This window comes from Providencia sp. PROV130, assembly GCF_028482225.1.
GTDB lineage: Bacteria > Pseudomonadota > Gammaproteobacteria > Enterobacterales > Enterobacteriaceae > Providencia > Providencia rettgeri.
The window spans coordinates 1-26,603 of the sequence record NZ_JAMPQC010000001.1; the positions used below are offsets into that span (position 1 = coordinate 1).

At 36.1% G+C, this 26,603-nt stretch carries 24 protein-coding genes; 14 read left to right on the forward strand and 10 right to left on the reverse strand.

All coding sequences use genetic code 11. The annotated features are described in order from the left end of the window. Positions 1-91: 91 nt before the first annotated feature. Entirely contained in the window at positions 92-979 is an 888-nt protein-coding gene (locus PSF28_RS00005; RefSeq protein ID WP_272684418.1) for an aminoglycoside 6-adenylyltransferase, read from the reverse strand. 421 nt (positions 980-1,400) lie between these two features. On the opposite strand from PSF28_RS00005, the gene PSF28_RS00010 reads away from it, so the two are divergent. The 5 genes from PSF28_RS00010 (at position 1,401) to PSF28_RS00030 (ending at position 7,542) form a co-directional block, all read left to right on the forward strand. Further along, positions 1,401-2,246: a hypothetical protein gene (locus tag PSF28_RS00010; RefSeq protein ID WP_272684419.1), complete on the forward strand. Its 846-nt coding sequence runs from the start codon at positions 1,401-1,403 to the stop codon at positions 2,244-2,246. A gap of 498 nt (positions 2,247-2,744) precedes the next feature. Continuing rightward, positions 2,745-3,785 carry a quinolinate synthase NadA gene (gene nadA, locus PSF28_RS00015; protein WP_210840398.1) on the forward strand — a complete coding sequence of 347 codons (1,041 nt, stop codon included), beginning with the start codon at positions 2,745-2,747 and terminating at the stop codon, positions 3,783-3,785. A 65-nt stretch (positions 3,786-3,850) separates the two neighbouring features. After that, a complete protein-coding gene (pnuC, locus tag PSF28_RS00020; protein ID WP_210840397.1) occupies positions 3,851-4,573 on the forward strand; it encodes a nicotinamide riboside transporter PnuC in 723 nt (240 codons plus the stop codon). Positions 4,574-4,930: 357 nt separating this feature from the next. Further along, entirely contained in the window at positions 4,931-5,983 is a 1,053-nt protein-coding gene (aroG, locus tag PSF28_RS00025) for a 3-deoxy-7-phosphoheptulonate synthase AroG (protein ID WP_210840396.1), read from the forward strand. 656 nt (positions 5,984-6,639) lie between these two features. Beyond that, the gene (locus PSF28_RS00030) at positions 6,640-7,542 is read left to right on the forward strand and encodes a hypothetical protein (protein ID WP_272684420.1); all 903 of its coding nucleotides are present in this window, start codon (positions 6,640-6,642) and stop codon (positions 7,540-7,542) included. Between the two features lie 46 nt (positions 7,543-7,588). Here PSF28_RS00030 and PSF28_RS00035 read toward each other — a convergent pair whose 3' ends face one another. The 5 genes from PSF28_RS00035 to PSF28_RS00055 all read right to left on the reverse strand — a co-directional run bounded on the left by PSF28_RS00035 (position 7,589) and on the right by PSF28_RS00055 (position 10,096). After that, a complete protein-coding gene (locus PSF28_RS00035; RefSeq protein WP_210840477.1) occupies positions 7,589-8,347 on the reverse strand; it encodes a hypothetical protein in 759 nt (252 codons plus the stop codon). Between the two features lie 118 nt (positions 8,348-8,465). Continuing rightward, entirely contained in the window at positions 8,466-8,912 is a 447-nt protein-coding gene (locus PSF28_RS00040; protein ID WP_272684421.1) for a hypothetical protein, read from the reverse strand. A 33-nt stretch (positions 8,913-8,945) separates the two neighbouring features. Next, positions 8,946-9,404 carry a hypothetical protein gene (locus PSF28_RS00045; RefSeq protein WP_272684422.1) on the reverse strand — a complete coding sequence of 153 codons (459 nt, stop codon included), beginning with the start codon at positions 9,402-9,404 and terminating at the stop codon, positions 8,946-8,948. 121 nt (positions 9,405-9,525) lie between these two features. Continuing rightward, complete coding sequence (locus PSF28_RS00050; protein WP_272684423.1) at positions 9,526-9,759, reverse strand: hypothetical protein; 234 nt, start codon at positions 9,757-9,759, stop codon at positions 9,526-9,528. 19 nt (positions 9,760-9,778) lie between these two features. Continuing rightward, positions 9,779-10,096 (reverse strand): hypothetical protein, encoded by a 318-nt coding sequence (locus tag PSF28_RS00055; protein WP_210840532.1) that lies wholly within the window; start codon positions 10,094-10,096, stop codon positions 9,779-9,781. A 219-nt stretch (positions 10,097-10,315) separates the two neighbouring features. Here PSF28_RS00055 and PSF28_RS00060 point away from each other — a divergent pair, with 219 nt between their 5' ends. Then, the gene (locus PSF28_RS00060) at positions 10,316-11,650 is read left to right on the forward strand and encodes a metallophosphoesterase (RefSeq protein WP_272684424.1); all 1,335 of its coding nucleotides are present in this window, start codon (positions 10,316-10,318) and stop codon (positions 11,648-11,650) included. Between the two features lie 104 nt (positions 11,651-11,754). On the opposite strand, the gene gpmA is transcribed toward PSF28_RS00060, so the two are convergent. Beyond that, positions 11,755-12,507 carry a 2,3-diphosphoglycerate-dependent phosphoglycerate mutase gene (gene gpmA, locus PSF28_RS00065; protein ID WP_210840485.1) on the reverse strand — a complete coding sequence of 251 codons (753 nt, stop codon included), beginning with the start codon at positions 12,505-12,507 and terminating at the stop codon, positions 11,755-11,757. Between the two features lie 926 nt (positions 12,508-13,433). Between gpmA and PSF28_RS00070 the strand changes: the two genes are divergently transcribed. The 7 genes from PSF28_RS00070 (at position 13,434) to PSF28_RS00100 (ending at position 22,608) form a co-directional block, all read left to right on the forward strand. Next, a complete protein-coding gene (locus tag PSF28_RS00070; protein ID WP_210840289.1) occupies positions 13,434-13,880 on the forward strand; it encodes a hypothetical protein in 447 nt (148 codons plus the stop codon). Between the two features lie 22 nt (positions 13,881-13,902). Further along, entirely contained in the window at positions 13,903-14,223 is a 321-nt protein-coding gene (locus PSF28_RS00075) for a PTS fructose transporter subunit IIB (protein WP_210840288.1), read from the forward strand. Then, entirely contained in the window at positions 14,210-15,328 is a 1,119-nt protein-coding gene (locus PSF28_RS00080; protein ID WP_210840287.1) for a PTS fructose transporter subunit IIC, read from the forward strand. The genes PSF28_RS00075 and PSF28_RS00080 overlap by 14 nt, the downstream gene beginning before the upstream one ends. Positions 15,329-15,420: 92 nt before the next feature. Beyond that, complete coding sequence (locus tag PSF28_RS00085; RefSeq protein WP_210840286.1) at positions 15,421-18,006, forward strand: glycoside hydrolase family 38 C-terminal domain-containing protein; 2,586 nt, start codon at positions 15,421-15,423, stop codon at positions 18,004-18,006. Between the two features lie 16 nt (positions 18,007-18,022). Further along, the gene (locus PSF28_RS00090) at positions 18,023-19,573 is read left to right on the forward strand and encodes a fructose PTS transporter subunit IIA (protein ID WP_210840285.1); all 1,551 of its coding nucleotides are present in this window, start codon (positions 18,023-18,025) and stop codon (positions 19,571-19,573) included. Positions 19,574-19,750: 177 nt separating this feature from the next. Further along, positions 19,751-20,458 (forward strand): oligogalacturonate-specific porin KdgM family protein, encoded by a 708-nt coding sequence (locus tag PSF28_RS00095; protein WP_210839903.1) that lies wholly within the window; start codon positions 19,751-19,753, stop codon positions 20,456-20,458. A gap of 32 nt (positions 20,459-20,490) precedes the next feature. Continuing rightward, complete coding sequence (locus tag PSF28_RS00100; protein WP_272684425.1) at positions 20,491-22,608, forward strand: metallophosphoesterase family protein; 2,118 nt, start codon at positions 20,491-20,493, stop codon at positions 22,606-22,608. A 120-nt stretch (positions 22,609-22,728) separates the two neighbouring features. Here the strand turns inward: PSF28_RS00100 and PSF28_RS00105 are convergent, their stop codons facing one another. The 3 genes from PSF28_RS00105 to modE all read right to left on the reverse strand — a co-directional run bounded on the left by PSF28_RS00105 (position 22,729) and on the right by modE (position 26,157). After that, positions 22,729-23,556, reverse strand: coding sequence for a CPBP family intramembrane glutamic endopeptidase (locus tag PSF28_RS00105; protein ID WP_272684426.1), 828 nt, complete (start codon positions 23,554-23,556; stop codon positions 22,729-22,731). A gap of 204 nt (positions 23,557-23,760) precedes the next feature. Continuing rightward, entirely contained in the window at positions 23,761-25,230 is a 1,470-nt protein-coding gene (modF, locus tag PSF28_RS00110) for a molybdate ABC transporter ATP-binding protein ModF (protein ID WP_272684427.1), read from the reverse strand. Between the two features lie 138 nt (positions 25,231-25,368). Further along, on the reverse strand, positions 25,369-26,157 hold the full coding sequence (modE, locus tag PSF28_RS00115; protein ID WP_210839911.1) for a molybdenum-dependent transcriptional regulator: 789 nt from the start codon (positions 26,155-26,157) through the stop codon (positions 25,369-25,371). A 218-nt stretch (positions 26,158-26,375) separates the two neighbouring features. Here modE and PSF28_RS00120 point away from each other — a divergent pair, with 218 nt between their 5' ends. Continuing rightward, on the forward strand, positions 26,376-26,528 hold the full coding sequence (locus PSF28_RS00120) for an AcrZ family multidrug efflux pump-associated protein (protein ID WP_004909125.1): 153 nt from the start codon (positions 26,376-26,378) through the stop codon (positions 26,526-26,528). Positions 26,529-26,603: the final 75 nt, after the last annotated feature.

A 26,603-nucleotide genomic window follows, 5' to 3' on the forward strand; every position in this document is an offset into this window, starting at 1 on the left:
GCCTTAGCATTCAATTCCCAATCCAGTAAATGTTCAGCTGCCAAGCTATACCTCGACAATGAAAGTACTGCATTCCTTCGCTGTACTTTATTTATTTTATTTCACCGGTTTCTGGGAGTAAGGCGTTATCTTGCAAAATACCAATGAGCAGTTCTTGCATTTTTTCTGCCATAATCTGCATATTATTGCGGCCTTGAAGGCTCGCGAGCTCGGTAGTTACCTCACTAAAACAACGCATTAAGCATTGAAGAGACAATGCTGCGCTCTGTGCAGTCCCACAATTAAAGATAACTTCTAGCGCTTCAATATAGGGTTTAGGCATCCACTCATGATAATTACGTCCTTTATACCAAACATCGCACATTGGGCCATTTTTGATAAAAACTAATTGTTCTAATAATTGTAGGAAATACTGCTTCATATCTGCACTTCTTGACCATGCGACCCACAATTCATCACGAGTTAAAGCTATAGTAACTTGATGAGCTTCATGCCAAAAATCAGAGACCACCTCAGCGAATTGCTCTGCAATTAATTGAGGTGGAGCAAATATTTGTTGGTTAGTGCGTTCAGGTAAGCCTTCGGTGATCCCTGTTTTATCGAGTAATACAGTAAAACCACGGGAAAATGTCGCGTCTAAACCTTGCTGCTTCATCTTAGATAATCGCTCAGGCTCGGCAAATGTGAAATCCACTTTGCGGCCTTCTTCAAAGATGACCAAACAAGTTGGCCAATCAGGTGCGTCTTCTTCCAGATTTAGCAAATGAAGAGCAACTAAAGGTTCAGCAAACTGATTAATCCAAGACTTCTGATTAAATATTTCAGTTGTACCATGACCAATCAATTCAATATCAATGTCTGAATAGCTATCAATGTCTTGTTCCCGAGCGCGGGAACCTGTCAATATGACGGCTTCAATTCTTGGATCGAGTAATGAAACAGAGATAATTTTATTTATTAAAGATGCAGGTGATTCCATAACTGACCTAATGAATTAAGTAAGGATGGCTAAGATACCGATAAAGAGGCAGAAAAGCGAAGCCTCAAACGTAAAAAACATGAAAAGAGTACTTAAATGACCAAGTTTTTTCCGAAGTGAAGGAAAATTGTTAGCGTTTATAGGTGATGTGACAGAAATTAAACTGTGTTAGTACCAAAATTGCCTTAATCGCGAAAAGTACATTAGGTTAAACATGGGGATGGAAAAAGTACCGTGGTGATATCGCTAATGTAAACTTAATGTAATTTTTACTTTTTTTGAAAGCCCCCTGAATTTACGCTGTTTTTTATTATCTGTAGCTATATTTATAAACTATTGTTTCCATATATTATATATTAAAATAAAATTTGTATTCTATTTCTTATCAAATTATTATTTGTTTTTTTTAAAGGGAATTAAAATGAAAATAAGTGTATCAAAACGAGATAAATATTTTTTGGAATTAAAAGATTATCATGAATCCATAAATGGAAATATAAAAGAACTTCATGTAGAACTAGATAAATTAACTGAACAAATATTAAAAATAGAAACTGAACACGAGAGTATATTCCTTGCCGAAAATTATAATTTGGAAAGCAAACTAACATATGTTGAATATATTCAATCTAAAATATATATTGATAGAGTTAAAGTTTATATTCATACCGTTAAGGATGCTCTAGGTAAATATCAAAAACTGCAAGATGAATTGAACTTTTATATTAAAAACCCAGAAGAGATAAAAAATATTACACCAAATATCGCTGAGTGCTATGGCAATGTGACAGAAAGTATTCGTAATTATCCATACATTAGCTCTAGATTACACCAGTTATTATCCACATTTGACTCCAAGGTTAGCCAGTTGATCACTGATGCTAAAGAATATACTTTAACTTTTCACTCTTCCTTGGCGGATATAAGATACAGTGCAAATGATATATCTTATTCGATAGGGAGTTTACAGCAATATAAACAATCGGATGAGGAATTAGAGATTAATAATGCTGAGAATGATGAGATTGAAATTGTCACTGAGTATAGACAAGAAATGGATATGTCGAGTGATAAACTAATACAAGATAGTACTAAAAAAGGGGATGTTATCAGTTCCGAAAATAAAATAAAACCTGAATTACATATTGAGAGTCAAAATTTAACCGAGAATATTGCAGGGTTTTATAGCAGAGAGCAAATTCTATCTAATATAGTAAGTCATAATAATATTATAGAATCCATTCTTCTACCTATACCAATATATTAGTTGCATATCTTCCTTTGATTTATCATACCTGCCTACAGTACAAGTCGGCAGGTTGTAACTTTTTTATTTCATGACATTTATACCCGTAACCATTCAAGTTGCAGGGTATTTCGTTGAGGTATAAGTGACTACGCTCGCCGAGCTACAGAATTTATCTATGCACCCCGCCTATTTTCTTTATCGCCTGCCCGCAACTCGAATTATTGTGGGACATAAAATTGACGAGAACGATCCCTATTATATATACAAGTTAACCTCTTAATTAAACACCATCTATTGATAAATCAAAGAGCAATCAACTTTTGCTTTCATGCAGGGTATATCCTTTGAGGAGAATCGCTAAAGGGGAGGAAATGATGCTAGATAAGTAAAAATAGTGAAGACTTATTGAGCAAACTAGCGTATCGTGTTTAGTATATAAAACAAAATTTGTAAATTTAGGCGGTTTTTAGCTTGGCTTAACTATTAAAATCGCTTTATGCTAAACAGAGGCAAGAGATGAGCGTGTTTATCGATTTTGAGCAGTCAGTTTACCCATTCCCAGCAAAACCTGCACTATTAAGCTCGGATGAAAAAACTTTTTATCGTGAGCGGATTAAATCACTATTAGTGGAAAAAAACGCAGTTATCGTCGCACATTACTATACCGACCCTGAAATTCAAGCTCTTGCAGAAGAAACTGGGGGCTGTGTTGCAGATTCACTCGAAATGGCACGTTTTGGGGCCAAACACCCAGCATCCACTTTAGTTGTCGCTGGGGTTAAGTTTATGGGGGAAACGGCAAAAATACTGAGTCCTGAAAAAAATGTATTAATGCCAACGTTAGATGCACAATGTTCTTTAGACATAGGTTGTCCAGAAGAAGAATTCATCCGTTTTTGTGATCAACACCCAGATAGGACGGTTGTCGTTTATGCAAATACTTCAGCGGCGGTTAAAGCAAGGGCTGATTGGGTTGTGACCTCAAGTATTGCAGTGGAATTGATTGAACACTTAGACAGCTTAGGTGAAAAAATTATTTGGGCTCCTGACCGCCACTTAGGTCGTTATGTACAGAAGCAAACTGGTGCTGATATTTTGTGTTGGCAAGGTGCGTGCATTGTTCATGATGAATTCAAAACACAGTCATTAGAAAAAATGAAAGCACTGTATCCCGAAGCCGCGGTATTGGTACACCCTGAATCACCACAAGCGATTGTCGACCTAGCGGATGCGGTTGGTTCAACTAGTCAACTAATTAAAGCAGCACAAAATTTACCTAACCCATCGATGATAGTGGCGACGGATAAAGGTATTTTTTACAAAATGCAGCAAGCTTGCCCCGAGAAGACGCTTTACATCGCTCCAACAGCGGGTGAGGGCGCCACATGCCGTACTTGTGCACATTGCCCTTGGATGGCAATGAATGGCTTAAAAGCGATTGCTGACGCCTTAGAAGGGAATACGCAAGATCATCAAATTCATGTCAGTGAGATATTACGAGAAAAAGCATTACGACCATTAAATAAGATGCTAGATTTCGCAGAGAGTCTAAAATAATAAATACAATTTTAATGAAGTACTGGGCAATACAACATTAACGATCACTTATAAAGGATTTTGGGATGGATTTCTTTAGTACAGCCAATACGTTAGTGCAGATCCCGCTATGGGGTTCAGTTTATGATTTATCTTACATTGAAGCGGTGGGGACTATTGCCGGCTTACTTTGTATCTTACTTGCCAGCCTAGAAAAAACGATTAATTATCTGTTTGGGTTAATTAACGTTTCTCTATTTGCAGTTATTTTCTTTCAAATTCAATTATATGCAAACCTGTTGCTACAGATATTTTTCTTTGTCGCTAATATCTACGGTTGGTATGCATGGAGTCGGGTCACCAGTTCACAGCAAGCAGAGCTAAAAATTCGTTGGTTGAGCTTACCAAAAGCGGCTATAACACTGGTTATTTCAGTCGTTGCTATTATTTATCTCACATTTAATATTGATGCAGTATTTGGTGTACTTGCAAGATGGGCAGTCGAATTATTAAATCTGTTTGGTGCCAACCTTGCGATGCCTACGATAGAACCAGATGCATTCCCATTCTGGGATTCTGCAATGACTATTCTTTCCGTTGTCGCAATGATTTTAATGACACGTAAATATGTTGAAAACTGGTTATTGTGGGTCATTATTAACGTAATTAGTATTGTTATTTTCTTTATTCAAGGTGTTTATGCGATGTCTTTAGAATACTTAATTTTGTTAGGTATCGCAGTCAATGGCTCCAGACTTTGGATAAAATCAGCTAAAGAGAATGGCTCCTCACCAATTTCGCGTGTTTAGCCAGAAAAAATCCGATAAAACGGCTAAAGTGACATCATCGTTGTTTAGCCGTTTTAGTTATTCTTTGCTCTGCCAAATGGGTTTTTAGCTTGTTTATTGTGCTAAATATTAGCCTTTCACCTCATTTTATAATTAACGATTAATAAAACCATGGTTTTATCGTGCGTTTGCCTGTTTACAGACTTCGGTTGAACGGTTAGATTAAAAATTCGATGCTAATTATCTTGTAAGTTTTTTTTAAGCCCAGTGAAGTCATTCACCGCTCCGCTCAACGCTTTACTCAAGCGCAGTAACTTGGGAGAAACCTAGCATGCAAATCAACTACAGTAAAAAATAATAAACATTGGATATACGGGTATGAATTATCAGAACGATGACGTCAGAATAAAACAAATAAAAGAACTATTACCACCTATTGCTCTGCTTGAAAAATTTCCAGCAACCGATAAAGCTGCGTTTACCGTTCATGAAGCCCGCCTCGCTATCCACAACATTTTAGCAGGCAAGGACGACCGTTTGGTTGTCGTCATCGGGCCTTGCTCAATCCATGATACTAAAGCCGCTTTGGAATACGCTGAACGTTTAGGTAAATTGCGTGAAGAACTTAAAGGTTCTTTGGAAATTGTCATGCGTGTGTATTTTGAAAAGCCGCGCACCACAGTGGGTTGGAAAGGGCTAATCAACGACCCTAAAATGGATTGTAGCTTTGATATTAATGAAGGTTTACGTATTGCTCGTGAATTGTTGCTGACTATCAATAACCAAGGCTTACCGACCGCAGGTGAATTCTTAGATGTTATCAGCCCGCAATACGTAGCAGATTTAATGAGTTGGGGGGCCATCGGTGCTCGTACCACGGAATCACAAATTCACCGTGAGCTAGCGTCTGGTTTATCTTGCCCTGTTGGCTTTAAAAACGGTACAGATGGTACGATTAAAGTAGCAATTGATGCCATTAACTCTGCGCGTTCTGCCCACTGTTTCTTATCAGTGACCAAGTGGGGCCACTCTGCGATAGTAAATACGAGCGGTAACCCTGACTGCCATATTATTTTGCGTGGTGGTAAAGAGCCGAATTACAGTGCTAAACATGTACAAGAAGTACGTGAAGGGCTGGAAAAAGCAGGGCTTGTACCGAGTATCATGATTGACTTTAGTCATGCAAATAGCTCTAAGAAATTCGAAAAACAAATGGAAGTCGCAACGGATGTTTGCAAGCAAGTCAGCCAAGGTGACCGTTCAATTACAGGGATTATGATTGAAAGTAACCTTGTTGAAGGTAACCAAAACTTAGAATCGGGCGAGCCATTAGTTTATGGTAAAAGTGTCACTGATGCATGTATTGGTTGGGATGATACTGAAAAAGTATTACGTCAATTATCTGATGCGGTGATTGCACGTCGTAATTAATATATCATTGTTATTTAATATTAAAAAACAGAAAGCCGATTCAATGAAAGGATTAGCTTTCTGTTAATTTTAGGTCGATTTCAATTTTTGATAAAAATATTAAATTGGAATGATTTTTTTAAATTTTCATCTTTAGTTTATATGATTAATTTTATTTAATAATATGATGGTTTAATATGAAAAATAAATTTGTTTTTTATCTTTGGATGGATTAATTTATATTTAATTTATTTGTATGGGTAAATGAATTTTTGAATGCTAAATTCAATTTAAGAGAATGAGACATGCAAATAAATAAAGCTTATTTGGATATTAGTTTGAGTTAAAATAAAGAAAAATTCAATTATCAATTGGAATGCATTAGATATGTAACGAATATGGATGATAAGTCAGGAATATATGCTATTAATATTTTAAGTGAATGGTCTGTTTCATTTATAGGAAAAGATTATATTGGTCTTAACTTAAGAAAAGATGTAATTATTTTATCATTAAACCTGCCTGCATTGTTATTAATAGTTCATATATAAAGCAGTTAAAATACATATTTACTTTATGGAATTAAAGTGAATTTTATCTTAATTATTTTTGGTGTTATTTTAAATTAATTTTTAATAATGCTAATCTTGTTTTGAAATTAATTAAAGGAATTTAAAATGGAGTTTAGATATACCTTAAGAGTGAATTATGAAATTTATTTAAAACGAACCGTTCACGATCTAAAAGAAAATTATAATTTAAGATTAGAGAAATATGAAGAGAATGCGGATTTTCTTTTAAAGGAGATGTCCGCAGTATCCAAAGGGATTGACAATGAAACAGATAAAAAAATTATTGATGAATATTTTTATTCAGTAATTGAATATTTTAGTGAAAATAAAAATTCAGAGTTTTTAAATAAATATAGTGAATATGCTGATAACCCTAAAAAAAGAAATTCACTTGAAAAGAAATTGATATTCTTAGCTAAAGAACAAATCAAGAGTCTTGAAAAACCCGGTATCAGCGGTGAAAAGTTTGCCTCTTTACGTGTTGAAACGCGAAGTGAAATAAAAAAATTCATGAAGCTAGTGGACATGATTGATCAACCATCCAGAGACTTAATGTGGAATTTGAGGGATGTATCTGAAATAGTAAAAGCATCACATGCAAATGATTATGACTATATAGCTATTCATATTGGCGATTATTTAGAGAGTATTAGGTATATTAAAGAACAAATGGTTGAGGTTAGAAAAAATATCAGTGCGATAAGTGAGATATTAAATGACAAATCATTAAGCGATGCTAATGCTGACTTTTATCATGACTGGATGGATTTTCAAACAGAAAGATTGGAAATACTTTCTAAAGACATTGCCATCATTAATGAAGTTACAAAAAAAGCGGAGCCGGTAATTATTCTGAATGGTAATTCTGGAACACCTATCATTGATCTTTTAGGTGAATGGTCTATTTCATTTATAGGGGAGGATTACATCACTCTTAATTCAAGTAAAGATGTGACCGCTTTCTTACTAAACCCGCCTGTACTGATACCAGTAGTTCAAGCTCAATAATTGTAAAAACCTTCGCCAGAAAAAATTGGCGAAGGTTTTTAGAGTATTATTTATTTTGATATGTACTTTTAGGTATCAGTTGCAAAAAATTTTCTACTTGGTTTTTTTCTTCTGGCGTTGTATTCGCCGGTGTTGCCGTTAGCTGTAAAGTTTGGTTATCGGCCTGTACGTCAAAATACATTTTTCCTTTTTCACCTTTCACGTAAGTGACATCTTTTAATGGTATACGGTAACAATGTGCAAAAATATTTGGGCGAATATAAAAATGTGAGTCTTTAATCGCTAAATAGATATTGTCACTAGCCTTTCTACCAAAGTAACCAAGAAAAATGGTAAAAACAAACAGGAACATCCCTAAACTTTGGCTTAATATAATAAAAGTGATACTGATTAAACCAAGTGCGCCGACTAAAATACGGTTATTACGTTTGTTGAACTCAACACGTTGGTCAAATTGAACATTTAAAGATGTATCAAATTGGTTTAGTTGATGATAGCGCCAGCGGATCGCAGAGAAAATCATTCCCATGGTAAATACAATGGTGATTGGCATCAATGCTAGGCTACTTAATATCGTAAGAACAATGGATAACCGAGGTTTATAGGTCATCACCATCATACTAATAATTTGTACTGGAAAGCTGACACAAGCAATGATCATTAAGGTTTTCATCAGCTCAGCATTAGCTGCACCATTTGAACCATCAACGACTAATTCGCCACCTTGGATCATATACAGCAGAGAGCCTAAGATACTGGCGCTTAGTACAAGACCAACCCAAACATACATATTAAATTTGTTCATTATTTATTCTATAAACTGAGTGGATAATGCCTCATATCATAATCGGTTATTTATATTTTCAACATAGCTGACACCATAATTTTGGTAATTTCGTGTAAATACATCAAATAAAATGAATTTACAGCGCTTTCTTGGGAGCTTTATAGGTTAAGGTGTAGGTTTCTGGTTTAGACCAAGAGGCAAATAGAAAAATATCAAATGAAGGAATTATGCAAATAGATAAAAAACCGTTATCTAGCCATCTAATATTATGGTTAAAATATTCTTTTGATTCATAAATGTTATCATCGGGCATGACGCATGAAAAATGCCAATAGTCTGATGCGCCTTCACCAATTGTTTTAGAAACAGAATACTCAAAATCGATTAAGGTAGAACTTTGAAATACAGAGAGTGATCCAATCAAAACATCGGTTCTTTGGCAACCGGAGGCTTTATGACGAATAACAATATTTCTTATATTAAATGTACACATATTAGTAATTGACAGTTGTCCTTTACGAATAGTAGCAGATCTTGAGGTAATATCTTTATCCTCTGAAATTATTTTTCTTGAGAAATGCATAAATTTATTTTTCCTAATAAATAATTATAACATTTAGTTGTTTATATTTTTAGTACTAGCCTGATTTATTAAAGATTCATAACAACCTAAACTATTTGAAAAAAATACCCTTGCATAATTATCTTCATTAATAGTACCAAGCTCAGTTGGGTCTAAGTGTAATGAAATTAAAACTAAACCATTGTCATTAGGGGATATATTACAATAAAAATTATTTTTTCCCTTTGAAGTAATAATGACATCACTGTCAGACCATGTCCATTCAACACTAATTTGCCAATAATCAAAACTAATGTGACTATCTGTATATGTAAATTTGGTATGCCCTACTACTTTTAAAGGTTCAGGATTATCGACGATTAAAGTTTTACCTACCATTCGGTCATTATAATATTCTATCTTTACTCTTTTTATTTTTTTTCTATCTCCTGTCATGTTTATAATGGCCATAGTGCCAGGAAGATATATTCTACTATCTGCATAGAGATTCATTTTTTTCCTAAAATTAATAACGTATTGTTGATGTTACACCCGCAATTTGGTCATCGACACAGCGAGTAATCGTAATTGAATTTTCTTTGGTATAAGATGAAAGTAATAAATCAAACATTGCTTATCCATTTTCATCATTAATTTTTCGATAAACAGAAATTGGAGTTGTGTCAGTACTATTAATTTGTAATGTAATAGAGACATTAGCATCTTCCCCATTGTCAACACCAACAGAAATCGATTTTATATACCCCGATTTATCTTTAGATGAGGAGCAGTTTTTATATAATGCAGCATGCGATTTAATTGATACTGTCGATAGCACAATCGCGGTTATTAACATAAATCTTTTCATGATATCCTCTCTTCAGTAATTAGTTTTTAATAACACCGATTGAACATCTTATATTCTTTTCTGATTCATATATTTCGTACGATTTTTCCATCGATAATATTGCCAAGTTAATAAATGATAATACTCGACTACTAACAGCGCCATCTATATCTTCACAGTAAAATTCTTCACCAGTATTTGTTTTAATTGATATCTGTGTCTGGCTATCATGCTGCCCCATATTGACTTGTAAATACTGAACGAATCCTTTTTTTTCAACATTATTTATCTCACGGGCATGTATTGAAGTATTGAATAATACTAAAGAGGCGAGTGCGACTACTTGTATGGTTTTCATATGTCTCCAGAATTATCTGTAAGTTAACACTAATGTTAAAATAGCTATTTAAAATTATATTCAGCCAATTATTTGGTGATATCAATTTCAATTTTTGTTTTTAGATAATAAATTTTGATGCTAAATGTTTTGGTGGAATATATAAGTATTATAGTTAATTTACATTCTCATTAAATACACTAATGAAACAATAAATAAGCTAAATATTAAGGTGGTTAAATGAAATTTAATTATTTCTCGTTGATATTTGTATTGTTTTTTTCTTTCTTTTTAACAGGGTGTGTTAGTCAGTTTAATAAAATAAAGCCAAATAACTCTAATCAAAGAGCTTACAATACAAATTACCAAATTACAGTCTATAATAACAGTGGGAGTAATATTAATGTGATAGATAAGAAAATTATAATTGGAAAATGGCATAAAGAACCTGCTCCAGAAATAAAAAGTAATGAAAGTGATTTGTTTATGCCTGTTTGGTTTGCAAATGCAGGTGCTGAAGGTTATGTTGAATATTCAATTTATAAAGGTTCATTTAAAATTCATTGGAAGTATACGAAGTCAGGAAATCGACATAATTGGGTAGAGGTAAATGATCCACATGGGTTATATAATATATCATGCCATAATTGTAATAGAAGTAATCTATTTAGCGTATATGTGACTCAAGTTAAAGAAATTGAAAGTTATAATATATTGATTATGTCAGACCCCCAAGCCTGGCGTTTACAAAATGGTTTAAATCCAAATAAAGATCGTAAAGAGTGGGAAACTGTTAACCAAAAGGTATCAGATAGCATTAATATATTAAATGATGTTTATCAGTTAAAATTTGGGATAATAAATGGAGATATCACTGAGTTTGGAAGAAAAACAACGTGGGAAAGTTTTGATAAAATATATACGAATAATATTAAATTCCCATTGTATATCGGTTTAGGTAACCACGACTATGCGAATAATGTTGGTGATTGTTGGGGCAAGGATTGCGCTAGAAACTCTTTTTTAGAATTAATAAGACGAATGAATGTTAATTATAAATACACACTAGAAAATTTTAATTTTGACTATGATGAGAAAAAAAGGATAGGGAGTGGCGCTTATTCATGGGATATGGGAGATGTTCATTATGTCCAACTGAATAATTATCCCACTTACTTTGAAAATTTGGGAAGTGTAAAGGTGACAAAATCAACGGAGTGGTTAGATAAAGATTTATCTGAAGCATATCGTAGAGGGAAGGCGACTATTTTAAATTTTCATGATTCTTATGACCACATTGCAGAAAAAAAATATACATCTGATAAAGAGAAAGAAAAATTAGAAAAAATGATTAAAGATTATAATGTGATAGCTATTTTTTCAGGGCATTCTCATTTTTCAGGTTTTACAGTGGGTTATCTTCGAGGAGTGATAAATTACGACAGTGGGGCTTTATTTAAAGGAGACTATTTATTAGTTTCTGTCGTCGATAAGTGTATTGAGGTTGAGGTATACAACGGCTTTAGTGGCCAACCTGTGAGAGTCAAGCGCTTAGGGAAGGAGTGTGGAGACTAGATTTTGATTTAAGTGCGAAACCTTTTCAGTTGTCACTCCAGTTTTTCACAACGTAAAAAAGGTTGAGCTTATGCCCAACCTTTTATTAAAAATAAAGTCAGTAATTACTTCGCTTTACCTTGGTTTGCAACTGCAGCTTGTTTAGCAGCGATTTCATCTTGGTTACCTAAGTAGTAACGTTTGATTGGTTTCATGTTTTCATCGAATTCATAAACCATTGGAACCGCAGTTGGGATATTCAGGTTCAGAATTTCATCTTCTCCCATGTTATCCAAGTATTTGACTAAGGCACGTAGTGAATTACCATGAGCCGCGATGATGACTTTTTCACCGCTAGCAACGCGAGGCTTAATGACTTCTTCCCAATAAGGGACAACGCGCTCGATAGTGGTTGCTAAGCTTTCAGTAACAGGTAATTCTTTGTCAGACAGTTTTGCATAACGTGGGTCATGGCCAGGGTAACGTTCATCATCTTTAGTCAGATCTGGTGGTGTGATCGCAAAACCACGACGCCATAATTTAACTTGCTCATCACCATATTTTGCCGCAGTTTCTGATTTATCTAACCCTTGCAGTGCACCGTAATGGCGTTCGTTCAGTTTCCAGCTTTTTTCAACGGGTAACCATTGCTGTTCAACTTGATCAAGGATGTTCCATAAAGTATGGATAGCGCGTTTCAGAACGGAAGTGTAAGCAAAATCAAAAACAAAACCTTCGTCTTTTAGCAGTTGGCCTGCAATTTTTGCTTCTTCGCGGCCTTTATCAGACAGTTCTACGTCAGTCCAACCTGTGAAGCGGTTCTCTTTGTTCCACTCACTTTCACCGTGTCTTACTAAAACCAGTTTAGTTACAGCCATAGCTAAAACTCCTATCAGTACATTCTAATTAGAAATGAATTGTTGCTGACCTACATTATAGGGATAGTCAACTTGAACGCCAGTAGCAACTTGCGTTTTCTCCCTATCTATGTGAAAAACAAATTTTACATGAGGGTAATGACTTGTTTTCTAGCTTCGTAGATTCTGCGAATACTCTAAATTTAACTCGAATTGAATCGATACAGCAAGCGATAAAATGACGGTTCGTACATTCTTATGATGGATATCAAGCAAAGTGCCTAATAATTTTAAGGCAAAGAACCGGCAGTTGATTGTTTTTTACAAATTGCTGACGATTGCTGTTTAAACCGAGTTTGTTTTTTCACCATAAGTTTTTTGTTCGGTGATTGAAGTACACTGATTCGTTTGAGCATTGTGTTTAAAGTCGTGAGTTTGTAATGGTCTAATGAACTGATAAAATTGAAAATGTTATCAGCTTTTGATGAACTGCATTATCTTCACTTATTGAGAAATATAAATTTAATGAGTTAAGGTTATTCAATGTATCATTATTCTGACCTATCTTAAATTTGTTGTTTTTTAAATTTTTTATTTCATTAAATTTCTTTTAATTAAGCCAATCGGTTGAATCGCATTCTATATAAAAACTCATAAAAATACTTTTTTTGAATTAATATAAAAAATGCAGATTAATAATTCATATTATTGCGGAATTTACAGTTTTTTATTCTTTCATCTTTTTGGCTAAAATATATTTTTAAAATAAAAATATTTTTAAAATTTAATCTAAGCCATTAATAATCAATTTATTATTAATTAACAAAAGCCGTTAATAAGGTTTTGATAGTTTTAATTTTTATTTATTTTAATAAATGAGGGTGGAATCACAGTAATTTTTTCTTTTATACGATTAGAATGATATAAATTTCTAAAGGGGAAACACGATGTCTTTACATTTTGCTTCATTTTTTAAGGCCTGCATTTTATTTTTGCTGTCACTTGATAGCAAAATGAAGGCTTTATTGAGCAAAATTTGCTGGTTTGTTCCCGTTACCTCTTTAGAAAAAGACGAATCCGAATACCCTAACCAATTAGAGAGCGATTTTTCAGTTAATTGGTCGCAATTATGGCTGAGTGCACAGACGCTTTATACCGCAGTATTTGCTAGTGACGTGATTAAAGTAGAAAGAAAGTGTTGCGCTAAGTCATTAATATCATTGAATATTCGTAAGCGTTACGAATTGCTATTTTTGTTCCTTGTTTCTAGTTTACGTCACATGATGACTTGCCGTCATTCTAGTGGTGCACCTGGAAATTTGGCTAATTTAACTTTAATTGTCTTTCAAAAGCACAATGCGCGTTTTCGCCATTGTGCTTTTTTTATTACCTGAATTAAATTTTTAAGGAGTTGTTATGTTTATTATCTGTGTCGCTGCTTGTCCTACTGGTGTTGCTCATACTTACATGGCAGCGGAAGCATTGGATATCGTAGGGAAAAAACGCGGTCACGAAATCAAAGTTGAGACCCAAGGGAGTATGGGAATTGAAAATGAAATTACCAGTGATGACTTAGCAAGAGCAGATGCAGTCATTTTGGCTGCTGATGTCGCCGTTATTAATAGGGAACGATTTGATGGAATGATTAAGCTTGAATGTAGCGTTGCTGATCCAATTAAGCATGGCGATGCAATTATTGATGCCATCGAGGAGGAAATGAAGAATGGGGCAGTTTAATGGTACATCTAAATTAGGTATTGGTACGGAAATTAAAAATGCCATTATGACAGGTGTGTCATGGATGCTGCCATTTGTGATTGCTGGTGCGGTAATTATGGGGATAGCGCGTATTGGCGCATCTTTATATGGTATTGATAATATTTGGGATGCAAGCCATCAGGAAGCGACAAATTTTGTGGTGCAAATGCTTCATAAATTTGATGGCTTTGGTGGGTTAGCGTTATCACTCATGTTACCCATTGTTGCGGGTTATATCAGTTTTGCGATTGCGAATAAACCTGGACTAGCGCCAGGCATGGTCGGTGGCCTATTGGCCAGCAATTTAGGGACGGGGTTTTTAGGTGCGTTAGCGGCAGGGTTTATTGCGGGTTACATTGTTCGTTTATTAGCGAAGTATACGAAATTACCTAAATCACTTGCATCAGCAGGACCTATTTTTATTTTGCCAGTCGGGGGTACATTACTCACTTGTATTATTATGGCATTTGTGATTGGTGCACCTTTAGCGGCACTTAATCATGGTATGGAACAATGGCTTTTATCAATGTCGGGGTCTAATAAAGTTATTCTTGCTGCCGTTATCGGTGCAATGGTTGGATTTGACCTTGGTGGTCCAGTTAATAAAGCGGCTGTAACTACTGCAATGGCATTATTAGCATCGGAAATTTATGAGCCAAATACTGCGGCTCAAGTGGCTATTATTATTCCCCCAATTGGCATTGGCTTAGCAACGTTAATTTGGGCAAAACGTTTTCCTGAGTCATTACGAGAGGCTGGTAAAGCGTCGACATTAATGGGGTTAATTGGTGTTTCAGAGGGGGCAATTCCATTTGCGCTGGCAAATCCAAAAATTATTATTATCAATATAGTTGGTGCAGCAACAGGTGCGGCGATGGCAGTTGGTTTAGGTGCAATAAACCATGCACCTATTTCAGGTTTTTATGGTTGGTTGGCTGTAGATAAATGGCCAATATATATATTGTCTGTTGCCGTGGGATCCGCAATTATTACCATTGGTTCCTTATTAATATTTCGTGGTAATGAACCGATAGAAACTAAAAAAACAGAGACGGCGACTCCTAAATTTAAAGTCGGACGTTAATCGAATTTTTATATTATTAATATTGTGCTGTGTTAATTAGCGTGAATAACGTGATGGATTCGCTCGGCTAAAAAATATTCAAAGGTTATATAATGAAAACTGTACATTTAATTCAACATACACACTGGGATCGTGAATGGTATTTCACGGAGAATGATTCCAAAATTATTCTTTATTATTTTATGAATGATTTAATAAAACATTTAGCAGAAGATCCCACCCTTGGACCATTTGTATTGGATGGGCAAACTGTCATGTTGGAAGACTATTTACAGGTTGCGTCGGAACAACGTGAGAGCCTACTAAAATTAATTAAACAAGGCCGAATTCTTATTGGGCCTTGGTATACACAAACGGATTTTTTAGTGGTGGGAGCCGAATCCATTACGCGTAATTTATTATTGGGCAAAGCCGATTGTGAACAATGGGAAAACTATATGTCAATAGGCTATGTGCCTGATTCATTTGGACAAAGTGCACAGCTTCCAATGTTTTTACAAGAGTTTGGCATTAACCATGCGGTGGTATGGCGCGGCTGGTGTGAACATGATGTTGCCAGTAGTGAATTTATTTGGAAATCTCAATCAGGCCATCGAGTCACTACGGCGGTATTACCTTGGGGGTATGGTTGTGCGAAATGGTTGCCTGATAACCCAGAAAAAGCGTCAGCTGTTTTACCAGCAATCTTAGAAAAACAGGCTCGGTTTGCTTATTCGGACCAAATATTGTTACCTAATGGTAATGACCAGTCGCCATTCGAGTATGCCGTTCCCGGGATGCTTGAGCAGCTAAACAAAGCACAAAATGACTATTATTTTGTCAAAAGCAGCTTTAGTGCATTTTTTGATGCGCTTCAAGCTAATAGTTCGGGATTACCTGAATTTGAAGGTGAATTACTGAGCCCGAAATATATGCGTGTCCACCGTGGTATTTTTTCTACACGGGTGGATATCAAATTATTAAATGCGCAGTTAGAGCAATTTGTTAGCCAACAACTCGAGCCACTTTTGGCGATTAATTGGCGGCTTGGTTTGCCTTATCCACAAACCGCGATTGATAATATTTGGCGCAAAGCGATGCAGTCGCATGCCCACGACAGTATTGGTGGGTGTAACTCTGATCGTGTTAATAGCATGGTAAAAGCGCGCTTAAAAGACGGCTTAGAAAGTGCGAATCAACTGTTTGACTTGAATATGAAGATGCTTGCTCGTGGAATAGAGGCGACCCAAGAAGGTAAAAAAGTGATTATCTTCAATTCGTTGCCACATAAAAGAGATGCGCAGGTTCGCATTACACTTTATACACCTGAAAAGCAATTTTGTATTAAGGACGATGCAGGGATACCTTGCCGCTGGCAACTTATTCGCGAAGAAAAACAAGATATGTCACTGATCGTACAAGAACTGGCAAATAGTACAACAACGACATGGTATCGGAAGTGTGAAATATTACTTGAAGCGAAAGACCTACCTTCCTGTGGTTATCGGACTTTTTATTTACTTGAAGGTGAAAATGCGGGCTTTGACACTCCTACCCATATTCAGGCTGAAAATATATTAGAAAATGAATGGTTGAAGCTCGAAATACATCAAGGGCAGTTGACGCTAACCGATAAACGCAGCCAGCAGCATTATCCGAATATTCTTCGATTAATTGATGGTGGGGACGCAGGGGATAATTATAACTATTCGCCACCTGAAAATGATTGGTTAATCAGTAGTGATGGTCACTTACAGCAATTTGATTGTATCAGAGCGCCTTTAATGGATTCGCTTATGCTTAATTGGCAGATACCCGTTCCTCAAAATGCGACGGCTCGCCAAGAAAAGCAAGCTAATGCGTATTTAGCAGCTTGCATGAAGCTTTCTTTGCCTCATGATAAGGCATGGTTAGATGTTGAAATTACGATCAATAATACGGTCGAAGACCATCGAATTCAGGTAGAGATCCCTACGGCAGTTCAACAGGTATTTCATTTTGCAGACCAACCTTTTGGTTTGATCCAGCGAGAAAATCAGCCAGCTGCCATGAAAATATGGCGAGAAGAAAACTGGACAGAAGCACCAACGGCACTCTATCCAATGCAAAGTTTGGTAATGCAATATGATGATAAAAAAGGTATGTGTGTTGTTACGAAAGGGCTCAGAGAGTATGAGATACCCACAAACCAAACCGATATTATTCGCGTAACCCTGCTGCGCAGTGTGGGTTGGTTAGGGCAAGCCAATCTCACTTGGCGGCCGGGGCGTGCATCGGGAATGGTTTTACCATCACCAGAGTCACAAATTCAGGGGCTCCATCATTTTCATTTTGCTGTACTGCCGATAGACAATGGTCAAAGTGCCCAACTTTGGCGTGATATTGAGCATTGGCGTTTACCTGCGTTTGGTTACCTAGATTCTGGTTGGTCTCAATTTAAAACTAATCCTCATTATATTGTTTTTCCTGATATTTATAGCTTGCTGATGTGGGATAGCGAGCTGCATTTCAGCACTTTGAAAAAAGCACAGAACCAAGAATCACTTATTTTACGCGGGTGGAACCCAAGTAGTGAAACCAAAACTTATTCAGAGCCTAAGTCGAATACACGGATACACCAAGTTACTTTATCGGAGTCTACATGCATAAATACAGATAAAGCTGCCCCTTGTACACCTGTGTCTTGGTTAATTGATTAATTAATAAGGAAAAGTAATGAAATTACTTACATTTCGTTGTGAGTTACCAAATGGTATTCATGCAAGACCAGCGAGTGAAATTGAGCAAAAAACAGCTTGCTTTCAATCAGATATTTTACTTTTTAATAAAAGCAAACAACGCCAAGCCAATGCGAAAAGTGTGCTGGCTCTTGTTGGTGCCGATGTCGCTGTTGGTGATGAATGTTATTTTACAATCAGTGGAAATGATGAAAATCTGGCTTATGAAAAACTAAAAATATTTATTGAGCAAGAGTTTATTCATTGTGATGGATTAATACCAAAAAAAGATAAACCAGAACAAGGAATGATCCCGATATATCTGAGCCGGACATTATCCCAAATTATTCAGGGTGACGGTGTTAGCAAAGGTATTGCAAAAGGTAGAGCTATTTATATGGAATCTTTTGATTTACAAAAGATTTCATTGTCAGAGCCATCAAGTTCACAATCAGAGCAATGTGAAATACTAAAACTTGCGTTACAAAGTGCTCGTCAGCAATTTAGTCTAGACATTCAGCAAGCGGATAAAGCAGCGGTTGATATTCTTGAGGCACAAAGCCAATTATTGGATGATGAGGATATTGAAGCGTGCTTGCTTGAACCAAGAGAGGCGCATAATGCGATTGCTGCGTTATCAATGGCAATTGAGGAGCTCAGCTTACCATTTCGAAGCAGTAGTAATGAATATTTACGCCAACGTGAGTTAGATATTAAGGATTTGGGATTGCGTATAGCGAGGCATCTTGGTATCCAATCTAAAATACAACTTCCTAAATTAACAGAAGATTCGATTATTATCTGCCAAGGATTACTAACTCCAAGCGAATTATTAGCATTGAGAGGTGAATATTTGCAAGGTATTGTGATGGCTTCAGGCGCAGAAACATCACATACCGTTATTTTAGCACAATCTTTCTCTCTTCCTTTAATATGTCTTTCATCCTCTATGATTGAATCAATCCAACCTGCTCATGTTTTATTATTAGATACGCAATACGATTTATTAATTATTGAACCTGATGTATATGCAGATAATTGGTTCAAGCTTGAAAAAGATAAATTATCTCATTTTTCTATTTTGACTAATAAACCAAAAATTGATTATTCAGTATTGGACTCGTCTTTAATTTTTCTTGATGAAAGAATGGAAAGTAAAGAGGAAGTCATTAAACGATTAACTGATAATTTAGAGATTCATCACCGAGCTGACTCAGGAGCACAAGTTGAACAAGCAATATGGCAGAGGGAAGAAATTTTTAGTACTGCATTAGGTTTCTCAATTGCAATACCGCACTGTAAATCACCTTTTGTTAAACATAGTAGTATTTCAGTATTGCGTTTACCGAATGAGCTAGCGTGGGGAGACAATGTTGATGTTAAATTAGTAATTATGCTAACAATTAATGATTCAGATGAAAATCAGCATATGCGAATTTTTTCTGTCCTCGCACGTAAATTAATGCATGAGTCTTTTAGAAATGAAATATTAAATGCAGAAAAATCAGAAGGTATTGTTGATTTATTAAAGTTGGAATTAGGGCTGTGAGATGAAAATATAAAATAAATTTAAATTTTAAATAAAGTTAATTTTCTTTTAATTTATTTAAAAGGATGGGATGGTTTTTTCAAAAAATAGAAGAGGTATATATACATAATAGATAACTAATAACTCATTTTTTTAACCGTTAAATAAAAAATAAATATTAATTATAGGAATCAGTTTATGAAAAACTTAACTCTAGGTATCTCTACATTATTATTTTGCACAGCAGCGAATGCGACATATATTGACTATCGTCATGAATGGTTAGGGGATGAACATCGCCATGAAGATCGTGTCAAAATTGGCCATAGCATGCAAAATGGAACTTATTTTAGCCTTGAAGGAAAATGGAGAAGTCGAGATGGTGGTTTCGGTGAAAACCTATCATCAAAAGGAAATGAGGTTGAAGTCGGTTATAAATATAAAGCCACAAAAGATTTTGTTTTAACTCCTTCTTTTGCGCTAGATTCGGGAGATAAGGATACAGCTTATAAATTCAGTGTCAAAGCTGCTTATAATTTAACGGATGATTTTAATATTGGAACTCGTTTACGTTATGGCGTAAGGCATTATGATAACTCTAATAGGCCTAAAAAAGATAATCAACATTATTGGCAGAGTAATTTTTATTTAGGTTATAAGTTGCAAGATTTCTCATTAAGTTATGACTTTGAATATAAATTTGATACTGATTATCCCGCATATAAAGGTAAAGAAAAGGATTATGCGCATAATCTGAATGTGTCTTGGATTGGTAATAAGACATGGGTTCCTTATGTTGAATTAGGGTATGTTTCCTATGATGACGGTTCATACGTCAAAAATGGACAAACTTACCGTGATGCATGGCAGTGGCGTTATCGTGTTGGCATTGCATATAACTTCTGATAGAAATAGTTAATTATCTAAAGGGAACAAATATGAACAATAAATTAAAATATGGTTTTGCCCTTGCATTAATGTCCGTTGGAACTGTCGCAATGGCAAATGACCCTACGGCTCAATCTTATAATTATCGCGTTGCATTTATGCCCGACATCCATTTTCATGATGTCTATGGGCAGTTTGCTGATAATGCATTTGAAGGATTAAAAAATAGTAAAAGTGGTCAAAATGCCGTTATTCGTTCTATGTATGCGCAATTAACCTCTACGCGTTTATTTAATGAAAACTATTTTGCTCTACGTGCTGCACTTGATGATGCAGGTAAGAAAGGTATTAAACTTATTGCATTACCTGGCGATTTTACCGATGACGGCCAACCTATTCACTTACGTGGGCTAGTGAAAGTCTTGCAAGAGTACGAGCAAAAATATGGTATGCGTTTCTTTGCAACGCCAGGAAATCATGATCCGAACCGCCCATTTGATATGCCAGCAGGAAAGGAAGATTTTCTTGGGATTGATGGTAAAACGCAACGTATCTTTAGTTTAGGGGCCAGTGAGTGTACGGGATATAACGGAAAAACGGCTGTTATAGAAACAGGAGCGGAGTTACCGACAATTTGTACCGAAGAGATGGTATATAGTGGTTATGGTCGAGTGATGGATGCAATGAAATCGTTTGGTATTAATCCACTACCAGAAGATATTTATTGGGAAACGCCATACTCAAACTATGATTCCCAAGGTTACAGCTATGAAGCAGCCTTAAAAGCCAGTGATTTTAACCAAAGACAGTATGAAATTTGCACTCAAGGAACAGGCGGTAAATATAAACAGGAGGGGTATGGGCCTTGTTTTAATGTTGCAGACAGTAGTTACCTTGTTGAGCCTACTCCTGGTTTGTGGTTAATGGCCGTTGATGCCAATGTCTATGTTCCTTCTGAAAAAGCGGATATTAACCACCCTAAGGCGGCTAAAAACTTTGCGGGGTCGGGGAATGCGGGTTACAACAAAATGTTGACACACAAACAACAGACTGTTGAGTGGATGGCGGATGTTGCAAAGCGCGCGAAAGAACAAAATAAAACATTAATCACGTTTAGCCATTTCCCGATGGTTGAATTTGATAATGGCGCAGCAGATGACCTTGAAACCATTTTTGGTAAAGGTAAATTTCAGTTAGAAAGGGCTCCAAAAGAAGATACGAGCCATGCAATGGCAAAAACAGGCATCGGTGTTCATGTTGGCGGTCATATGCATTTTAATGATACAGGTGTACGTAAGTATTCGGATGGCAGCTTGCTTTTTAATATTCAAGCTCCCTCAATGGCAGCATATGTTCCCGCTTATAAAATATTGAATTTTAGAAATGCCAATGAAATTGATGTGCAAACCATTATAATAGAAGAAGTACCTCGGTTTGATGAGTTATTTGAGCACTATCAGCAAGAGTGGAATCATCTCAAAAATACCAACTCGTCACATCTTTGGAATAAAGATATTTTAAGCGCAAATAATTATTATGACTTCACTAATTGGCATATTACTGAACTGACACGTTTACGTTTTATTCCAGAGGAATGGCCATGTGAAATTCGTCAAATGTTATTTAGTTTGAATGGTGAAGAGATGCTTATTTTAAGCCAATTAGACACAAAGAAAGCTTATAATGAAGTATTAACGGCACCATTGAGCCAAAATCATGAAATCTGTGCAAAGGACCCTGGGACTGTTAATGTCACCGAAATCTATTTGAAGAAAGACTCCGATGCATGGAAAAAAGCCAGTGATAAAGCTGCTATTCTTGCTAAAAATACAGGGTATCAGTTAAATGATTTTGCAAAATGGAATGGTTTTGACCTTGCTGTGGATTTTTATCGTTTACGTAATGCAGACGAGCTTGCGTTACAAGATATACCTGTAGAAAGATTAAATCAGTATCGGTTCCTTACAGGAACCTTGTTATCGTCATTACCAACTGAGACTGACAAAATTAATGCGGGTAGTTCATTTGAACATATTTTTAAATTACGTTTTGGCAGTATTTTCACTGTAATTGATAAATATCTACAAGGAAATCCGAGTCGAGATTTTTATCTTAATATTGAGTCCGGGGAAATTAAACCAATGAATGTTAATCAAACTAGTAATTAGATTAACGATAGATAACATGGCTATAATAATGAAAAATCACTAACATGACTCGTGTTAGTGATTTTTTATGATAAAAATCATCCAGTTTATGGGGGATTATGAATTTTCAATTCGCTAATATTAACTAGCAACCAACTTAAATGGGTAAGTAAAAAATAACAGATGCCCTAAATTCAACCCGAAATGAATCGATACCGCCAGCCATAATTTACCACTCCACATCCAAGCTAGACCATAAACCAAACCTGCCAATGTAGCGAAGAGGATTAACAACGGCCCACCTGCAAAATGTACAACACCAAATAACAGTGAAGTAATAACTAATGCGAGGTAAGGTGATTTTAACCAAAGAGTTAGGCGTTGCTGTAAATAGCCACGAAATAGCGCTTCTTCTGCTAATGAAACAAAAAATAGATTACAGAGTATAAAAGCAGGTAACCAACTAGGAAAATGCCATTCAAAGGCTAACCCACCAGCAGCAGTCGCAATCAGCAATAAAAGTGGAACAAAAATAACTAATAGTGCCCATTGAACTTTAGTTGCATGTTTGGCTGGACGGCAAATAAATAATGTTGGTAAGCAGGCAAGTAAAATAAAAGGAACGAGAGCCTTATCAAAGTTAAAATACATAGTGAAGGGAACACTATGTGTTCCGACTGTGACTTTATCTAGATATTTCAGGTTATTAAAGCCAGGGAATAAGTGAATAAATAACCCGATCGCACAGATTAGTAAGGTGATTTCACCGATAATTTTTATGGGTAGGTAGTGTTGGAAACGCAAACGAATAATGACAATTAACGTAATACAAGCTAAGAGTAGAATCGCTTGCCAATCAATAATGTGTGTGAATACTGCAGTAATGATTGTGCAGATGAGTAAAAAAAGAGCAATTAAACGATGTGTTGCAAGTGTAGCAAGTGAAGAGGCTAACATTAACCAAGCCATAAAGAATATCCATTATAATGTCTAAATTATTAGAAGAGGCGCAGTGTAATGATTTTGTGTGATTTTTCTAATTGAAAATAACTGAATAATAATAAATTAAACAAAATCAAATGGTTGTAATTATATAATTTAGTTATCATCTATTAAACATTAGATTAAATTTGCCAATAGTTTCACTGTATCTATTGGCAAATAAGTCAAAAATTAGATCGCTTCAATATCGTAACGGTATTTTCCATTATCAGGAACAAAAGTGAGCCGATGCGTAATACAAGCAGGGGCATCTTCATGATGATGGGTAACGAACAGGAGTTGTGTGCTACCTTGGCTTAGCATTACATCAATAAACCGCAATACTAATAACCGGTTAAGACCATCTAAGCCTTGTAGTGGCTCATCTAGAATCAGCATGGCAGGGTGTTTAACTAGCGCTCGGGCAATCAAAACTAAGCGCTGCTGCCCCCACGAAAGACTATGGAAAGGTTGCTGAGCGGTTTGCGTTGAAAAACCTAATAAAGCTAACCATTCATACGCTAATTGTATTTGGCGGTCAGAAGGTGTTTGGTACAAGCCAATAGAATCATGAAAACCGGAAATAATGACATTGAGTACACTGGTTGCGACTCGGTATTCTTGGTGAATGCTATTGCTGACATACCCAATATGGCGCTTAATATCCCATATGGTTTCTCCTGACCCACGACGGAGGCCAAATAAGGTTAAGTCATTACTGTACCCCTGAGGATGATCTCCTGTAATCAAACTCAATAATGTTGATTTTCCTGCGCCATTTTCCCCGATAATTTGCCAGTGTTCGTTTGGATTTACCTGCCAATTTAAACCGTGCAGTATCGGTTTGTCATTGTAGCTAACGGTCCCATTTCTCAAAATAATACGAGGCGTCGTATCATCCAATTTTTCGTCTGTGGTTGGGTCTTCGGTTTCAGGAATGGAAAGCTGTTTAATTTTCTCGCTGTGTTGTAATTGTGTGATTAGCGTGTTAGCGAGTACTGACTCTCTATTTCCTGCCATCGTCAGCTTGCAGTCTGCGACGACACCCATATTTTCAATAAAGTCAGGGAGTTCATCAAAGCGATTTAGCACTAACACCAAGGTGAGGCCTTTTTCAGATAAACTAGAGAGTAGCTCACTAAGATGATTTCTTGAATAGACATCTAAACCATCGAATGGCTCATCAAGGATTAGCAAGTCAGGATTGCCCATTAATGTTTGGCATAATAAAACCTTACGAGTTTCACCGGTGGAAAGGTATTTAAAGCGACGCGAAAGTAAGTCACTGATACCAAAGCGTGCGGCCAGCTCGAGACAATATTCATTGTCTTTATGGTTAAATTGAATGATTTCAGCAGCGGTATACCCTGTGTCATCTTCATCATCGCTGAGCATATCCGTATTGTTGCGCTGCCATTCTTCATTGATGATTTTTTGTAATTGTTCAAATGATAGACGAACTGGAGAGGTGAATGTATTTTTTACGACACCAGAAAGAGGAGGGAGCTCATTGGAAAGCACTCGAGCGAGTGAAGATTTACCGCTGCCATTGGCACCAATAAAAGCCCAACTTTCCCCTTTTCCGATGTTAAGCTGCTGAATGTCTAAAGTCTGTATTTCGCTGAGCTTAAAGTTGCCATGTTGTATTGTTATTGCGCTCATCAAGCTTCCTTATCATGATTATTTACCTTGTCATCTATCACAAATAATCAGGATTGAAGATAAAGTCAACAACTGAACAGCATGGCAGGAAAAAAAGGTGAATGCTTACTTACTTTTATAGTAAGTAAGCAGGACAAATTAGCACAGGGTGGCAATAATCACTTGGTCAGCATTAAATAGTGCAGTAACGCTATTATTCATTTTCAAAGATTGGCTATCAATTTCACTGTTTGGCATGGTTGAGCATAAAGTTTCACCGCCTGTGAGTGTCACTATTACTTCGCTGTTCTCATCACCTCTCTCTAAAGTGGTAATTTTCCCTGCAAGGTAGTTATCAAAGCCTGTTGGGTTGGGTTGTTTAGTAATTTTTACCCAAGGTGCTTTAATCAATGCGAGAACCTCTTTCCCTTCCGTTAACCCTAAACGGTTAGCGCTTTGCTCTGTTAGTGCGGCATTAATCACAGTGCTGTTATCGGCTAAGCGAATTTGTACATGTTGTTGAACTTGCATATGGTCACGGGAAATTAAGGTACCAAAAAATTGGTTACGGGCACTGGTTTGTAATGAAAACCGTGAAATAGCCGCTAATAAGCTGTCTAAAGGGAGATTATCTTCTTTAAGTACATCAAAGGCTTTTTGTTGAATTTGTGCAAGTAAATCATAAAGTTGGAGTAATCTTTCACCATAGTGAGTGAGTGTGGTGCCGCCACCGCCTTTGCCACCTGTCGCTCTATCAACAAGGATATCATCAGTGAGTTGGTTCATTTCATTGATGGCATCCCAAGCACTTTTATAGCTTATCCCTGCCAGTTTAGCACCTTGGCTGATTGACCCTGTCGCTTTAATTTGTTTTAGTAGCGCGATACGGCGAGGATCCGCAAATAAACTGCCCTGTAGTTTCAGTGTGAGTAAAATTTCGGCCTGCATAAATTTCTCCCTTCCGGCGTGGCTGGTGATGACAGACGTAAAAAGCACGTTTAGTATGTCGTTAGTATAATATTTTGTCTAAAATAGTCTCCATTATAACGTAATTGTGCGTTATTATTTTGATTTGATTTATACTCAATGTACTGAGAGTCAAGTTTTCCCTCGTCGGCGTATCTTGTAGGCTGGTGGGCACAGTATCACTGAAGAGGCTTTTTCCTATGTTTGAACTAATTAAAAGTTTGGGTTTTGCCCTGATGATGGTTCCAGTCGTTATGTTTTTGATCATGGGGTTGATCTACGGTTTGGGCGCGTTCTTTAACTTACTGTCTAAAGCACATGTACCTCATCATCACAACACTGAAAACAAGTAATTTTTAACAAAATTTATTGTTTGACTGATTATAGACCCCCTGACTGTAAATGCAGTCAGGGGGTTTTTCATATTG

Coding starts and splice junctions, on each gene's coding strand:
- PSF28_RS00005 (WP_272684418.1), bottom strand. CDS start 979: ATGGAATCACCTGCATCTTTAATAAATAAAATTATCTCTGTTTCATTA.
- PSF28_RS00010 (WP_272684419.1), top strand. CDS start 1,401: ATGAAAATAAGTGTATCAAAACGAGATAAATATTTTTTGGAATTAAAA.
- nadA (WP_210840398.1), top strand. CDS start 2,745: ATGAGCGTGTTTATCGATTTTGAGCAGTCAGTTTACCCATTCCCAGCA.
- pnuC (WP_210840397.1), top strand. CDS start 3,851: ATGGATTTCTTTAGTACAGCCAATACGTTAGTGCAGATCCCGCTATGG.
- aroG (WP_210840396.1), top strand. CDS start 4,931: ATGAATTATCAGAACGATGACGTCAGAATAAAACAAATAAAAGAACTA.
- PSF28_RS00030 (WP_272684420.1), top strand. CDS start 6,640: ATGGAGTTTAGATATACCTTAAGAGTGAATTATGAAATTTATTTAAAA.
- PSF28_RS00035 (WP_210840477.1), bottom strand. CDS start 8,347: ATGAACAAATTTAATATGTATGTTTGGGTTGGTCTTGTACTAAGCGCC.
- PSF28_RS00040 (WP_272684421.1), bottom strand. CDS start 8,912: ATGCATTTCTCAAGAAAAATAATTTCAGAGGATAAAGATATTACCTCA.
- PSF28_RS00045 (WP_272684422.1), bottom strand. CDS start 9,404: ATGAATCTCTATGCAGATAGTAGAATATATCTTCCTGGCACTATGGCC.
- PSF28_RS00050 (WP_272684423.1), bottom strand. CDS start 9,759: ATGAAAAGATTTATGTTAATAACCGCGATTGTGCTATCGACAGTATCA.
- PSF28_RS00055 (WP_210840532.1), bottom strand. CDS start 10,096: ATGAAAACCATACAAGTAGTCGCACTCGCCTCTTTAGTATTATTCAAT.
- PSF28_RS00060 (WP_272684424.1), top strand. CDS start 10,316: ATGAAATTTAATTATTTCTCGTTGATATTTGTATTGTTTTTTTCTTTC.
- gpmA (WP_210840485.1), bottom strand. CDS start 12,507: ATGGCTGTAACTAAACTGGTTTTAGTAAGACACGGTGAAAGTGAGTGG.
- PSF28_RS00070 (WP_210840289.1), top strand. CDS start 13,434: ATGTCTTTACATTTTGCTTCATTTTTTAAGGCCTGCATTTTATTTTTG.
- PSF28_RS00075 (WP_210840288.1), top strand. CDS start 13,903: ATGTTTATTATCTGTGTCGCTGCTTGTCCTACTGGTGTTGCTCATACT.
- PSF28_RS00080 (WP_210840287.1), top strand. CDS start 14,210: ATGGGGCAGTTTAATGGTACATCTAAATTAGGTATTGGTACGGAAATT.
- PSF28_RS00085 (WP_210840286.1), top strand. CDS start 15,421: ATGAAAACTGTACATTTAATTCAACATACACACTGGGATCGTGAATGG.
- PSF28_RS00090 (WP_210840285.1), top strand. CDS start 18,023: ATGAAATTACTTACATTTCGTTGTGAGTTACCAAATGGTATTCATGCA.
- PSF28_RS00095 (WP_210839903.1), top strand. CDS start 19,751: ATGAAAAACTTAACTCTAGGTATCTCTACATTATTATTTTGCACAGCA.
- PSF28_RS00100 (WP_272684425.1), top strand. CDS start 20,491: ATGAACAATAAATTAAAATATGGTTTTGCCCTTGCATTAATGTCCGTT.
- PSF28_RS00105 (WP_272684426.1), bottom strand. CDS start 23,556: ATGGCTTGGTTAATGTTAGCCTCTTCACTTGCTACACTTGCAACACAT.
- modF (WP_272684427.1), bottom strand. CDS start 25,230: ATGAGCGCAATAACAATACAACATGGCAACTTTAAGCTCAGCGAAATA.
- modE (WP_210839911.1), bottom strand. CDS start 26,157: ATGCAGGCCGAAATTTTACTCACACTGAAACTACAGGGCAGTTTATTT.
- PSF28_RS00120 (WP_004909125.1), top strand. CDS start 26,376: ATGTTTGAACTAATTAAAAGTTTGGGTTTTGCCCTGATGATGGTTCCA.